The sequence below is a fragment of the Coleofasciculus sp. G1-WW12-02 genome, assembly GCF_040219735.1.
Taxonomy (GTDB): Bacteria; Cyanobacteriota; Cyanobacteriia; order Cyanobacteriales; family Coleofasciculaceae; genus Coleofasciculus.
Window position 1 is genome coordinate 1 of the sequence record NZ_JAVJRX010000038.1, and the last position, 14,156, is coordinate 14,156.

Consider the following 14,156-nt stretch of genomic DNA (forward strand, 5'->3'; position numbering starts at 1 on the left):
TTCAAGATTTTTTGACGACTGCAAAAAGCAAGTCAAAGGAAAGAAAGGATACCCTAAGTACAAAAAGAATCGTCCTAATCATGGTTCCGTAGAGTATAAAACATCAGGCTGGAAACTATCAGAGAATCGTGACTCAATCACGTTTACTGATGGGTTTAAAGCCGGAACGTTTAAGCTTTATGGAACTCGTGACTTGAACTACTATCAACTGACTCAGATTAAAAGAGTTAGGGTAGTGCGTCGCGCTGATGGATACTATGCTCAATTCTGTATTGACCACGACAGGACTGAAGATAGGACTCCGACAGGTCACAACGTAGGGTTAGACGTTGGCTTAAACCATTTCTATACTGACTCAGATGGTCAAACAGTTGATAATCCGAGATTTCTGAGGAAATCAGACCAAGCACTGAAACGACTTCAAAAGAAAGTGTCTAAGAAGTTTAGAAAAGGTCAACCACAATCTAACAACTACAAAAAGGCTAAACAAAAGTTAGCCAAGAAACACTTGAAAGTCAGTAGGCAGCGTAAAGACTTTGCAGTAAAGACTGCATTGTGCGTAGTCCGGTCTAACGACTTGGTAGCTTATGAAGACTTGCAAGTGCGAAATATGGTCAAAAACCACCACCTAGCTAAATCGATTAGCGATGCCGCCTGGTCTGAATTTAGGCGGTGGATTGAGTATTTCGGAAAAGTGTTTGGGGTGGCAACGGTTGCCGTTAAGCCTCACTACACCTCCCAGAACTGTTCTAATTGCGGTTGTGTGGTGAACAAATCACTATCAACTCGAACACATAAATGTAAGTGCGGATGTGTTTTAGACCGTGACTGGAATGCTGCCATCAATATACTCAAGGAAGCACTTCGTACTGTAGGGCATACAGGAACGCTCCAGGAATACTGGATAAACGCTTCGGGACAACTCGCCCTCTGGTGTATTGATGAAAGTCAATACTCTAAGGTGATTGGATGAACGAAGAATCCCCCGCGCTTTTAGCCGGGGGAGTGTCAAAAACACACTTCCCCGAAAGGGGATGGAAACCATTAATGAAAGAGAACCCCTCTGCTCAAACTCTTTCAACGGGAGTGCGATCGCCAATTGATTGAATCAAGGGCGCAAGCCTTGCGCCCCTACAGACGCACTATTGCCCAAAACCGCCGCTAAACGGTTAAATTAACGGCATCAAATAACTGAAATTTACTCATTGTTGTGATCGGCGATCGCAGCGAATACTTGACTGTTCTACGTTTTTTTGGGTATCCTAATTTATAATAGAAAACTCTATACAAGAAGAACGAGCCAATTACTTTTGTGGGTGAGGATACAACTATTAATCTAACTTTTCAGGGGAAGTCTAGTGCAGCGCGGCGGAAATACTTGAGCAGCTTCGTAGATACGATGAAGCTGGGGGAGCAGGGGAAGCTGAGGGAGCTGGGGGAGATAGTAGCTGTTCAGTTATTTCTGCCTTCTTGCACTAGAAACCTGAGTGCAACCAAAAAGTTGTAGAGACGTTACATGCAACGTCGGGGCGGGTTTAGTAAAATCTGGGTGCAACCGAAAAGATAGTGGTGAAACCCGCCCCTACAGAGGCGCCACATAACGTGAAAAGTCAGAACTATTAATGGATTAACACCAGAAGGAAGGACAACGGTAAAATTGCGGCAATTGAATAGTGATGAGCACTTAGGCGAACGAAAACGATTACGCGATCGCCCAAAATAATTATATCAAATCCGGGGAACGCTACCCCCCTTATAACCCTAGTCCGCGCAGGCGGACTTTGTTTGTGTAGCAGCGATTTCAATCGCCGTGGAAAAAGGGGGTGATAAAGGCGGATTTGGTATTATCCCAGATTCTCTGAATATCCATCCGTAGGGGCGCACAGACGTCATCCGTGTCAACTTAAGAGGAAATGCAAGCTAAGTGAGCCTTTGAATCTCGCTGCCTTAAAAATAACCCCCCTTAATCCCCCCTTGCTAAGGGGGGAAATGTTCCCTCCCCTTGGTAAGGGGAGGGTTAGGGTAGGGTTAGCCACCCCCTTTATAATCTAGTCCGCGCAGGCGAACTTTGTTTGTGTAGCAGCGATTTCAATCGCCTCCTCTTGCTATCCTCAAAATTTGATTGGGGCGGGTTTAGTTGCATTTGGGTGCAACCGAAAAGATAGTCGTAAAACCCGCCCCTACAGACGGATTAAGATGCGCCGCCGATGTGGATATTTCGCACCCGCACCGGCACACAAGCATGAGTCATTTGGGCAATTTGCATGGGTTCACCTTTACCACATAAATTCGTCCCACATTGTTGCCATTCAGATGCAGGTCCGATCGCGTCTACACTGTTCCAAAAGTCTGTGGTCATAGAATGATAGGTGACATCCTTTAACATTCCCACCACTTTGCCTTTTTCCACCTTCCAAAAAGCATCGCCACCAAACTGAAAATTACGCCGTTGCTGATCAATAGAAAAACTGCCAATGCCATCAATTAAAATACCATCTTCGGTATCGGCAATCATTTCGGCTAATGTCGCCGTATGACTTCCCCCCTCAACTCCCGGTTCTAAGCCTAAATTGGGAATGCGTACCATCGGCACACTTGACCAACTGTCGGCAAAGGCGCTACCATTACTACTGCCTCGCCCTAATCGATAGGCGGTTTCGCGATCCGTTAAATAATCGACTAAAATTCCATCCTTGACAACGTACCACTCTTGTGATGGTACGCCCTCATCATCATACCCCATCGTACTGCGTCCACCGGGTTGGGTGCGATCGGCTTTGAAATTAACCCAGGGTGCAGCATACTGGAGTTTACCTAATTTATCAGTTGTCGCGAAACTGGTGCCAGCAAAGTTGGCTTCATAGCCGTATACTCGATCTAATTCCGTGGGATGTCCGACGGATTCATGAATCGTCAGCCACAGGTTTGTTGGTTTCAGAATCAACGTGGTGCGAATACCAGAGGGACTTTTCGGCGCGTGGACTTTTTCAATCGCTTCTTCGGCTACCCGTTCCACTTGAGAAAGTAAATCCGCTCGGATAACATGCTCATATCCCTTATTCATCGGCGGGCGTTCATAGCTGCGATTTTGAGCATCTCCATTCGCGATCGCACTACAGCCAAATCCAGGATAGGTTCGATACAGCGTTTGGTGAATCAGCGAACCTTCAGTCGAAGCAAATGTCTTATCTTCCTTAGTAAATTGTAAATAAGAATACGCCTTTTTAATCCCCCGTTCGCCATAACTCAGTAGTTGATCATTAATCTGCAACAGTAAATCGGCTTTCTCAGTAATCGGGATACTAAAGGGGTCAATTTCCATCGGGGTAATGTAGGTATCCTGATAGGCGGCGACAGGAACAAGTTGCACCCGTGTCTGCTGAGACAGGCGACTCCCCTTAGCGATTTCCACGGCTAAAGTCACCAGGCGTTCCACCTCTGCTGGCGTTTTATAGGGGCTCGCTGCAAAGCCCCACGCCCCATCGAGCAACACCCGCACACCAAAGCCAGCACTAACATTATCACAGAGTTGACTCAGGGAGCGATCGCGGGCAAAAAGATTTTGATGGCGGTACGTGCAAAATCGGACATCGCCGTATTCACAGCCAGCTTGACGAATTAAGTCAATCGCTAGTTGAGCCAGATCAGTTGCTGTGGTGATTGGGGTGAGTGCTTGTACCATAATCAGTTGGTGATAATTGTGTCAGAACGTGTTCCTTCGGGGCTTTTACAGATTGAGCAAAGGTTATTAAAGATAGTATAAGGTTTTTTCTATCGCCCTTACCGATTAGTAAGCTAGGGCGGGTTTTGTTGTTCACGTTTTGATCACCAGGGAGTTTTAGCGGCTAAACTGGGCTAAACCCGCCCCTACATTGACTCAAGAAAGTACCCGAAAATTAATCTTTAGCACCGCTAACTGTGATTACATCAATTGACGCTCTAACCATTGGTCAAAAAGAGTGGGTGGGGGAGGGGGTTCATTATAATAGTTAATCGACAAATCATACGCCGCCTCATCATAGAAAAAATCCGTGGGTGTTTACAATTTTTAACGACCTGAACAAAAATTGATGTCTAGGTGCTGAGTCCCAGTAATCTCCTGATTTTTCCCTACTTTTTTCGATTCAGTCCCTAACTTATCCTATTGCCACCTTATTCAGCAAAAGATAAACTAAACGTATAAGGTTATACATTTTGCAGGTAATTGGTGTGCATCTTGAACGGAATTATTCAGGAGTTAGATCGATATGAATCGTTTAATGAAATCCGTTTCCCCGATTTTATCAATTACTCTCTTAGTCGTCCTCGTGGGCTGTTCTCAGGGAGAAGAACCAGTGGCGACAGAGACACCAATTACGGCTGAACCCTCCCCAGAAGTGATACCTGTTTCCACTTCCCCTGAACCTTCCTCCTCTCAACCTAATCTTGATCCTTACACTCAAGCCATTGATCACGCCATGGGAGCAGCCACAATTGGTCAGTCAGCGGTGGGTGAGCAGGATTGGAATTTAGCGGCGAGTCGCTGGGAAAAAGCAATTAGCCTTCTTAAAACCGTCCCGAATTCTCACCCAAATTTTGCCATTGCACAAAAGAAGATTAGCACCTATCAAAGGAATTTAGCAATTATTGAAACTAACCTAAAAGAGGCACAACGGGACTATTTTCAAGAATCCCTACAACTGGGGATGAAGGCGGCTCAAGCGGCTCAATCTGCACAAGGCTTATCTGACTGGCAACAAGTGGCAAATAAATGGGAGCTAGCCATTAAGAGCCTGGAAACTGTACCCAATCGTAGCAAAAATTATTCGCGGGCGAGAACAAAAATTATTGAATATAAACAAAATTTGAGTGTCGCTAATGAAAAGATAACAGATGCTGTCACCGCCAAGTATTGTCAACCTCAAGTCGATCCTATCGAATCGGAAGGATTAGTCGTTTCTAATCTTCAGCTTTACAGCGAACCGACTGACGAAGAAAATTTTGTTTACGGGTGTATTACTAATCAAAGTAACCAAAGCTTATCCAGTATTGGAGTAACCTATGGCTATATGTATGAAAATGGATTGGGTGCTGGTCTCACGTCCCTTACCGACTACGATTTTACCCTTAATCCCGGAAAAACAATGTTCTTTAAGAGTTCTTTCTCCTTCAATAAAAATGTGCCAGAGGTTGAGCTAAGTTTTAGCTCAGAAGCGGGGACAGTAGACACGATTATTACTCGTTAATCTAGGGAATAGAGAATTCAATATCGTCTCGCCACAATATATAGTGCGTAAATTCCTATTGTAACCGATGGTAAAAATAAAGGAACTAATAGGGCAGCGGAAATATAAACCTGTAATCCAATTAGTCCATAAATAGCCGTTGCACTGGTTAATAGTACCAACCAATGCCATATCTTAATTTGTCGGCGTTCACTAATGATTAATACCATTCCTTTGCCCAAAAATGCCGCCATACCAACCATCCACAAATCTGGGATGGGAATCACTAACCTCTGACTTAATAAATGGTGCATAGTATAAGCATGTGCCTCACCTCCTGTAAATACAGGTGGATAATTGAGTTGAGGATTTTGCGATCGCCAATAGTCTACAGCCAGGGGAATAGGAAAGTTATCACTCCCTCCATCAGTTACCCCCGCTTGGTCATATCCGCCCGCCGCAATCAGGACAACTTGCTGTTTTAATTGTTCCGGTGTTGGTGCGTTATTTGTATTTTCTAGTAACTCCCAAGCGGCGATAGTTTGATAGGCATAATCGGGAGGAATGGAAAAATCAATAATTGGATATAACCAAAGTTGTTGAAAATTTCGCGATGGGTTCGTAATGGAAGGAAGGCGCAACTCATGCAAAAATGCAGTGAGGGGATTGGGTGCAGGATTTTGGTCTAAATAGGAAACCAACCGGGTGCGAAAAATTGCCGATGAATCCGTCTCGGTTAATCGCTGGGGTTGCGGTAAATTCGGATCGATAGGTGTTTGATTGGCGGCGCGGGCGAGGGCTAATAAATAGGCAAAGGAACAACTATCTGCACAACTGGTATGGGCGGGTAGAAGTTTAGCGTACCAAAGGGGCGCATTAATATAAGCCTCTAAACTCCAATTGGGGTGGGCGAGACTATCAATTATTCCTAGTTCTTCGTTTCCGGTTTTTACCGCTGCAAATACTAACCAGGTTTGTTTTTTGTCGATGGCGTGCTGAATGGATTGGGCGAGAACCTCATCTTCATCGGTGGGACTATCCAGGAGATAATCTAACCCAATCACTTTGGCATCTAATGCGGTAAGCTGATCAATGAGGCGAGCTAAATAGGTGCGGTCAATGGGATTAATTCGTCGCGCATCAATATTGGCGTGGATGAGAGAATCGCGATCAATATGAACTAACAGAACAGGTGGGGATTTATCGGTAGGAGTCTGTGCGGTGATGTTTCGATAAACCGACTGCATCCAAACCCGCCGTTCCAGTAGAAAATCTTGCACCCCAGGGCGTAAACTAAGAAACATGAGAACCAAAAGTGCGATCGCTTCGAGTTTAGTTGGCAACCAACCCTTGACCTGTTGCTTCCAGCCCCTGGGTTCTAGGCAAAAGGGTGGGGCGTCAGGATGGCGAAAGAGGGAGGGAACTAAATAGGCGCTAGGATAGGTGAGATGCTTTTCTAATTTGAGATACTGACAAGCTTCCCGCAGGGATTCTTGCACATCATGAAACTGGGCTAACCGTTGCAGAAACTGGACGAGGAATTCTTGGGCGACTTGATTATGAATCGGTTCTCGCATCACCGCCACCTGACTTAAGCCTAAATCAATGAGGGAATTGGCTAAACTGAGTCCATTACAGGAGTTAAATAGGGCAAATTGTAATCCTCGTTCCTTGGCGATTTTCACAGGGGTAGCGATTTCACTGAAATTCACAGACACTCCCGGCGCGATCGCAAACTCTCCACCGGTTAGTATGGTTTCATTACTATGACCCGTGAAAAATAAGATATCCCAGCCTCGTTCATCAGTAATTTGTTTGACAATTTCCGTTTTTAATGCATTTCCATCCTGTCCAGGTTGCCAACTGACAAAAACAACCTCAGCGATTCCGGTGAGCGATCGCACCGCCTCTTGATCCGCCTTAAAATCTAATCCGGTATCATCTCCCCAAATCACCAAAACCCGCGCCCGTCGCCGCCGCCTGGGAGTCACTGTAGTGCCTTGAATCGTCAGGGGTGTACGCAGGATATGAATTTGAGATGGTGCGGCAAACTCTGTCCCAATTTCCCAGGCTTCCCAGGGTAATCGGGCGAGTTCTAGGGGATTACAGGTGAGAAAGATTTCGATAATTGGGATATCCTTCATCCCCTGATCTCGAACCACCTGAACGATACGAGAACGAAGTTCAAACAACTCCCCTCGCCGCAACCATTGATGAAACTCGTAGAGTAATTTCGCCTCAGCTTGGACAAGTTTAGCGTGCCAATCAATTGGCGGTGTATTCAAGTTACCCATCTGAGACACCCGCCCTCGCAGCGCCTGCTTATAGAAACTCAGATAAACCGTACTCCACTCCTGATACAGCGTGGTTAGGGTTTCTGGATAGGGTACGGTGACACCAATTTGTTGTCCTCGTCCCCAGGACAACTCAAACAGACAAGCCTGTTCGACGCGCTGCACTTTGAGATAGAACACAAAACGGTTGGGAGTCATAGTCGATGGGAAGCGCCGATTTGCAATCAAGATGCCTATTGATTCTATCTCTGAGCCCTTCAACTACCCAATAAGAGCTCCCCCTTGCGTCCCCCTGAGAGATCCTGACTTTTCACGTTATGTGGCGCCTCTGTAGGGGCGGGTTTCACCACTATCTTTTCGGTTGCACCCAGATTTTACTAAACCCGCCCCGACGTTGCATGCAAAGTCTCTACATCTTTTTAACCCACTAAAGTCCTATAACATCTTCATACAACGCTTCGATAGGACAGTTAAAATCAACACTAGCGAAGTGAATTTCTTCCCCTTGGCTATAGGGATGGAGCACCCAAAGTCCTTCGGAATTACGACAAAAACACTCGACACTCATACGTTCTTGATTAATTAGCACATATTCTGCTAGAGTATCTATGGTTCTGTAGTCGGCAAATTTATTCCCTCTATCAAAGGCGGCGGTTTTGGGAGATAGGACTTCAACAACTAAACAGGGATAGCGAATAAAGTCTTCGTCGGAAGAAGAATTATCGCGTTCATCACAAGTTACAGTTACATCGGGATAGTAATAAATATTAGCCGCTTCAATCTGGACTTTCATATCTGCCATGTAAGGGATACAACCTCTCCCCCGTAGATGGCTTCTTAGCATCGCAAATAGGTTGCCTGCAATAGTCACATGGGCTTTACTTGCACCTGCCATGGCATAGACTTCCCCACGAATATATTCGTGCTTAATGGGGGAGATTCTCTCTCCTTCTAAATAGTCTTCTGGAGAAATATAGGCGTACTTTGGGCTAACTGTCATTTGAGGCACACTCCCTGAAGTCGTGTTCTTATTGTCGGTGCGATCGTTGGGGTACAATCAATATATCGTACCCTGCTAACATCAAGTGGGTGTTAACGCCTCTATCTTCTGCCTTCAATCTGCCATACCCACGGAATAATTGCCCCAGCAATCACTCCTATGCCTACACTAAACGCCAATACAATTCCCACAGGGAGTTTAATGGACTCAATAGTGAGAAATCTTAGGGATACAAGTGTGGCATTTTGTACCGATAGGATAGCAATTGCCGCAATCCACGCGGCGACAATTACAGAGGTGAGCAGATTAGTTAAGGCTTTCATCTTAAGCTCAAGTCTTCAGGGCAGTGGATGCAGTATAGTGTATTTGAGCGCAGTTTGACGATATCCCGTAGGGTTGCGATCGCACCTAGGCGAAGTGGCACTGTTTGAGCTCGCCTCCACCCTTGATATATCGTAGGGTGGGCATTGCCCACCAGCATACCAGTCAGTACCATTCCACCTGAGCGAAGTGGTTAAGCCAGACCAGGATAGCATTCGGTTTGACTGCCTCTGGGGGTGTTCTCAACGAAAGGTTAAGCGCATCGGTGGTGAACCCCTTCGGGATGATTGAATTTTTTGGGCTTAAATCCGAGAAGGGGTAGGTGTTTTTTAAGGCTGTAGTAAATTTTCGGCTGTATCCCTTATGGGTTCTGGGTTTGAGGACACCATCCCGAAAATGAGAATCTCGGAAATCTTGAAACGCTTGCTAGTAGAGGGTTTTGGAGTTTTTCTTGAAGATGTCTCTTGTCTGTCGAAGTCTGAAATGGTATATTAGATGCAGTCTCTCGGAACTGAACCTTGAAAGCTAAATACATCAAGCATTTCAGAGGCCTGCAGTCAAAATCCTCTATAATCCCTATCAGGGATTGAAACGAAGTGTACGATCGCGCTGTATATGTGCACCTACCGTCAAAATCCTCTATAATCCCTATCAGGGATTGAAACTCTTACGAGGTAGCCGGAGGAAAAACACAGGTAGGGTCAAAATCCTCTATAATCCCTATCAGGGATTGAAACGAGCATAAGGCATTGGCGATCGCCTCAACTCGCCGTCCAAAAGGTCAAAATCCTCTATAATCCCTATCAGGGATTGAAACGAGCATAAGCACCAGCATCACCGCGAACGGAAGGTCAAAATCCTCTATAATCCCTATCAGGGATTGAAACGCAAGACTGGCATTATAGGCAAGGGAGAAAGACAGGGGCAAGGTCAAAATCCTCTATAATCCCTATCAGGGATTGAAACATACAAAGTAAATAACCAAAACCTTTGCAGAATAAAGTCGAAATCCTCTATAATTCAGTCCGCGCAGGCGGACGAAAGTTTGTGTAGCAGCGATTTCAATCGCCTGCTCTTGCATGGGGTAATAAAGGCGGATTTGGTAGGAAACTAATTTTGATGGGTGGAATTCCCCAACTGTGTAGAGACGTTGCATGCAACGTCTCTACAATCCTGATTCAGCAAACCCTAGTTATACCGTCGCAGGTTCCATCTGCTGAATCATCTGCTTCATCGCCTCAGCAATTTGGCTTTGCTTTTCGGGAGAATCTGTTTCCATATACACCCGCATCAGGGGTTCTGTACCTGATGGACGCAGTAGCACCCAACTTCCTTCTGATAAATAGAGTTTAATCCCATCTTTGCGCCCAACTTCTTTAACCTTAATCCCAGCCACGTCTTGGGGGGGATTTTTGGCGCAAGTGTTTAAAACAGCAGCTTTGTGATCCTCGTTTAAATGCAAGTCCAGGCGCTGGTTGTAAACCGGACCATCAGCTTCTGCGATCGCTTCTTCGACTAACTGACTTAGGGGTTTGCCTTCGTAAGCAATAGCTTCAGCGACCAGCATATTGGCTAAAATACCATCTTTTTCGGGAATATGCCCAATAATGCTCAATCCCCCGGATTCTTCACCCCCAATCAGCACCTCGGTTTCCCGCATTTTCTGACCGATATATTTGAAGCCGACGGCTGTCTCGTAAGTTTCTAGACCATTTTTTAGGGCAAAGTTATCCAACAGGTGAGTTGTAGCAACAGTACGGACGATCGCACCTTTTTTACCTTTATTCTTAATCAAGTGACGTGCCAGTAACAACAGCACCGTATTGGGCGTTAGCACAGTCCCCTGTTCATCCACGATACCAAAGCGATCGCTATCTCCATCGGTAGCTAGACCTAAATCTGCCTTATCCCGCATCACGGCTTCTCTTAACCCCACCAGATACTCCCCTTTGGGTTCGGGCATTCCCCCCCCAAATAAGACATCGCGGGTGGTGTTAAATGCCTCAGTCTGACAGCCGCAATGTTCTAAGACATCATCCAGATAACCGCGAGAGGTGGAATAGAGGGCATCATATTTTACATTAAGTTGCGCCCGCCGAATCCGTTCTACATCTAGCAGCGTGTAAATAAAGTTCAAGTAATCCGGTTTCGGGTCAAAGGTAGAAATTTTATCACCATGCTTACCCGTAGGTGGCGCATCATCTGCTCCAGCAATATTGGAAACAATCGTATCCGTGATTTCCGGGGTAGCAGGACCTGCGTAATCCGGGATATATTTAATCCCGCAATAGGCAGCGGGGTTATGGGAGGCAGTAAACATCAGCGCTCCGGCTGAGTTAAGTTGACGCGCTTGATAGGCAATCACGGGTGTGGGACAATCCCGGTTGACAATTTTCACCGTCCAACCCAAGTCTGCCAACACCTCAGCAGCCATGCGGGCAAACTCATCAGCCAGGAATCGGGTATCATAAGCGACTAAAACGGGGCGGTCTTTGTCGTAGGCTGTATCTAAATAACTTGCGATCGCGCGAGTTACCTTACAGACATTGGCAAAGGTAAAATCATCAGCGATGATTCCCCGCCAGCCATCTGTGCCGAATTTTATTTTATTAGCGCTATTTGCTGCACTCATTTGGGCTACTTTGTTCTTGATTTTACTCAATTTTGACATCTCCTCTCCTTAAAAGCGAGAGGATTGGAGAGCGGATGCTACGCGACAGCTTGAAAGACTGTCGCTTCACATTTCTCGCGGTATGATCGTTTCAGATTGGAAAACAGATCGTACCGCTTCGGCAGTGTCAAGCTGCCTCTACCCACCTTGGCTAGGTCTATTCCTAGCTGTGTGGCTACTTTTCTGATTATGTTTGATGCCCCGTTGCAATCAGCATTAATCAACTGACCGCCAGATGCCCTAAAAAGCCCACGTTTCACTCTTGTACCTGATAGTCTCCACCTTTCGGGTTTCTCGCCGTATTTCGGTAGGGAGTCACCATCTAAGAATGATGCTTGACTTGTATACGCCTCCTCTGTCAGGGTCATTACAATCCCGTATTCTGTGCAAAGCTGCCTTAGACGTTCAATTAGCCTGCCCGTGGGGATGGGCATGAAGTTTTGGTTCCCACGCTTACCCATCTTGGGACTGTTTTTGATCCCCTCGTTCCAACCAATAACCAGATTGCCAATTCCGTCAGCCAAGCACCGATTAATGATGAATCTAGCTGCCTTGTTAATAGCATCCCTCATTTGGTTGTTGCGTTTACGCTGCACCCGGTCTAGGTTGGCATCCCAATAGAATTCGGACTTACCCTGCTTGTACTTAGCTACTAAGCGGCAATACCCCTGATTCATTGACTTGAGCTTGCGCCCATCAATGATCAAGCTTTTACCTTGGGTTGATACTCCGGTTAACCAATTAGTGCCGCCGTGGTCAAATCCCCACGCTTGAGAGTAATCCAGGTTGGGGTTGACTGTAATGGGTTCTTTTGAGTCGTCTATTACCCAATCAATCCAGAACTCACCAAGACAAGGACGAATCGTTACTTCCTTAACCCAGTCTGAGTCAATAAACTCTGGCAATGGTAACTCAATCTGAGTGATTAGTTCAGGCTTGGATTCTTTGCTGATGGATGGGCGAAAACACCCGTCTTTGTAGGTTAGAGCTTGCTTAGGAAAAGTTACCGCCGCCAAACCACCTTTTTTCCTGTACTTAGGCAAGGATGGACGATTAGCTTCTCCCTGATAATAGGCGTCAACCAAGCTGTTATAACTCTTAATTGATTCACCTACAGACTTCAGTGTTTGCTGTGCGGATTGAGCGGCTAGTGCCTTATAATGCATGCTCAGTTTAAGCTCTTTGTCTAACTCTGGGTAAGTCGTGCGACACCTGTACAACTTCCAGCCACACCGAAATTCATCGCCCCGCCAATAAAAAGTAAAAGCGTCATCGCGCCTTTCCTTCCACTGATAATAATTTTGCCTGGTGTAATAAATTGCACAATTAATTAGACTATTGGCATTCTGACACTGGTTTATCCAGTAAGCTTTCTCTTCATCTGTAAACTTTGCTATAATTGGAATACTTCGATACAGTTTTATCACCTCCTTTATCTTTTTATATTATACAATAAAAAGATAAGTTGATACCACAAAACGCCAGGTTTTAACCTGGTTTAAAGCTTTCATCCCCCGCGTTTTAACCGGGGGATGAAAGCTTTAGTTTTGGATAGGGGGATGAGTATTGTCATTCGTCTTATGTCTTATGTCGGAGTATCCCAATGTGCGCCTGAATACCATTTGCCTTGTCCCCACCAAAAGGGAGTTAACCCAAATGGCACGCTCGCCTTCTGCCGTTTTAGATCACCAAAACCCTTGATATACCGTATGGTGGGCATTGCCCACCATAAGCTTTACTCGTTCTCAGGCTCTGCCTCCCTAGATAAGGGCTAAAGCCCTTACTACAAACTAACTTCATCAACCTTTAGGCAGAGGATAGTTTAGGTCATAACACCTAAGGTAAAGCTGTAATAAAATTTTATTGGCTTACACATCACCGATTGCCATCACCGATTGACATAATGAGTCAGACTGAATCTCCCGACAAAACTCAAGACCATTCCCCAACTACCAAGCAAGATGCAATCACCTCTCATATTTCACCGTGGTTAGTGCGCCTAGTCTATCCCCTAGGACGTCACCTGGTTTTGCCCATTTACTTTGGCAAGATTGAGGTCAAAGGACGGGAGAATTTACCCAAAGACAGTCCAGTTATCTTTGCACCCACCCATCGTTCTCGCTGGGATGCGCTGACGTTAGCCTACGCCGCAGGTCGAGATATTATCGGACGGGAGTTGCAGTTTATGGTGTCGGTTGATGAAATGAACGGTTTGCAAGGCTGGTTTATTCGTCATTTAGGCGGTTTTCCAGTTGATCCCAAGCGTCCGGGAGTTTCCAGTTTGCGTCACGGGATTGAGTTATTAGAACAGGGAAAAGTTTTGGTGATTTTCCCTGAAGGCGATATTTTTCGCACAGAAGAAATTCAAACCCTAGAACCGGGATTTGCTCGAATAGCGCTCCATGCAGAAAAGGAGCAACCGGGTTTAGGGGTTAAAATTGTACCGATTCGGATTCATTACAGTCAACCTGTACCCCACTGGGGGTGCGATGTTGACATTCGTATTGGTTCGCCATTAGCGGTGGCGGATTACTGTCATAAACCGGTTAAAGGATGTGCTGAAGAAATTGGGGATGATTTGCGACAGGCGCTTGAGGATGTTGGGGATTGGTAATTAGGGCTTGCTGCACAACTCCCAAACCCTTAGCTATCAGGGAAAATGTACT

Annotated in this window: 10 protein-coding genes and 1 CRISPR repeat array; of the genes, 4 read left to right on the top strand and 6 right to left on the bottom strand. The window is 45.8% G+C overall.

Annotated elements, in window-relative coordinates; all coding sequences use genetic code 11:
- Positions 1 to 973, top strand: a 973-nt coding sequence (locus tag RID09_RS06625; protein ID WP_446335156.1) for an RNA-guided endonuclease InsQ/TnpB family protein, incomplete at its 5' end; no start/stop codon positions are given.
- Between the two features lie 1,218 nt (positions 974 to 2,191).
- Here the strand turns inward: RID09_RS06625 and RID09_RS06630 are convergent.
- Positions 2,192 to 3,682: a TldD/PmbA family protein gene (locus tag RID09_RS06630; RefSeq protein ID WP_446335157.1), complete on the bottom strand. Its 1,491-nt coding sequence runs from the start codon at positions 3,680 to 3,682 to the stop codon at positions 2,192 to 2,194.
- A 565-nt stretch (positions 3,683 to 4,247) separates the two neighbouring features.
- On the opposite strand from RID09_RS06630, the gene RID09_RS06635 reads away from it, so the two are divergent.
- The gene (locus tag RID09_RS06635) at positions 4,248 to 5,225 is read left to right on the top strand and encodes a hypothetical protein (protein WP_446335158.1); all 978 of its coding nucleotides are present in this window, start codon (positions 4,248 to 4,250) and stop codon (positions 5,223 to 5,225) included.
- A 17-nt stretch (positions 5,226 to 5,242) separates the two neighbouring features.
- Here the strand turns inward: RID09_RS06635 and RID09_RS06640 are convergent, their stop codons facing one another.
- The 3 genes from RID09_RS06640 to RID09_RS06650 all read right to left on the bottom strand — a co-directional run bounded on the left by RID09_RS06640 (position 5,243) and on the right by RID09_RS06650 (position 8,821).
- Entirely contained in the window at positions 5,243 to 7,696 is a 2,454-nt protein-coding gene (locus RID09_RS06640) for a CHASE2 domain-containing protein (protein WP_446335159.1), read from the bottom strand.
- A gap of 229 nt (positions 7,697 to 7,925) precedes the next feature.
- Complete coding sequence (locus RID09_RS06645) at positions 7,926 to 8,498, bottom strand: Uma2 family endonuclease (protein WP_446335160.1); 573 nt, start codon at positions 8,496 to 8,498, stop codon at positions 7,926 to 7,928.
- Between the two features lie 101 nt (positions 8,499 to 8,599).
- Positions 8,600 to 8,821, bottom strand: coding sequence for a LapA family protein (locus RID09_RS06650; protein ID WP_446335161.1), 222 nt, complete (start codon positions 8,819 to 8,821; stop codon positions 8,600 to 8,602).
- Positions 8,822 to 8,848: 27 nt separating this feature from the next.
- Here RID09_RS06650 and RID09_RS06655 point away from each other — a divergent pair, with 27 nt between their 5' ends.
- Complete coding sequence (locus RID09_RS06655) at positions 8,849 to 8,929, top strand: hypothetical protein (RefSeq protein ID WP_446335179.1); 81 nt, start codon at positions 8,849 to 8,851, stop codon at positions 8,927 to 8,929.
- A gap of 446 nt (positions 8,930 to 9,375) precedes the next feature.
- A CRISPR array of direct repeats spans positions 9,376 to 9,785; the repeat unit is 37 nt; unit sequence GTCAAAATCCTCTATAATCCCTATCAGGGATTGAAAC.
- A gap of 226 nt (positions 9,786 to 10,011) precedes the next feature.
- Here RID09_RS06655 and RID09_RS06660 read toward each other — a convergent pair.
- Positions 10,012 to 11,451: a phosphoglucomutase/phosphomannomutase family protein gene (locus RID09_RS06660; protein WP_446335180.1), complete on the bottom strand. Its 1,440-nt coding sequence runs from the start codon at positions 11,449 to 11,451 to the stop codon at positions 10,012 to 10,014.
- Positions 11,452 to 11,528: 77 nt separating this feature from the next.
- Positions 11,529 to 12,908, bottom strand: coding sequence for an RNA-guided endonuclease InsQ/TnpB family protein (locus tag RID09_RS06665; RefSeq protein WP_446335181.1), 1,380 nt, complete (start codon positions 12,906 to 12,908; stop codon positions 11,529 to 11,531).
- A gap of 485 nt (positions 12,909 to 13,393) precedes the next feature.
- Between RID09_RS06665 and RID09_RS06670 the strand changes: the two genes are divergently transcribed.
- Entirely contained in the window at positions 13,394 to 14,104 is a 711-nt protein-coding gene (locus tag RID09_RS06670; protein ID WP_446335162.1) for a lysophospholipid acyltransferase family protein, read from the top strand.
- Positions 14,105 to 14,156: the final 52 nt, after the last annotated feature.

Coding starts and splice junctions, on each gene's coding strand:
- RID09_RS06630 (WP_446335157.1), bottom strand. CDS start 3,682: ATGGTACAAGCACTCACCCCAATCACCACAGCAACTGATCTGGCTCAA.
- RID09_RS06635 (WP_446335158.1), top strand. CDS start 4,248: ATGAATCGTTTAATGAAATCCGTTTCCCCGATTTTATCAATTACTCTC.
- RID09_RS06640 (WP_446335159.1), bottom strand. CDS start 7,696: ATGACTCCCAACCGTTTTGTGTTCTATCTCAAAGTGCAGCGCGTCGAA.
- RID09_RS06645 (WP_446335160.1), bottom strand. CDS start 8,498: ATGACAGTTAGCCCAAAGTACGCCTATATTTCTCCAGAAGACTATTTA.
- RID09_RS06650 (WP_446335161.1), bottom strand. CDS start 8,821: ATGAAAGCCTTAACTAATCTGCTCACCTCTGTAATTGTCGCCGCGTGG.
- RID09_RS06655 (WP_446335179.1), top strand. CDS start 8,849: ATGCAGTATAGTGTATTTGAGCGCAGTTTGACGATATCCCGTAGGGTT.
- RID09_RS06660 (WP_446335180.1), bottom strand. CDS start 11,451: ATGAGTGCAGCAAATAGCGCTAATAAAATAAAATTCGGCACAGATGGC.
- RID09_RS06670 (WP_446335162.1), top strand. CDS start 13,394: ATGAGTCAGACTGAATCTCCCGACAAAACTCAAGACCATTCCCCAACT.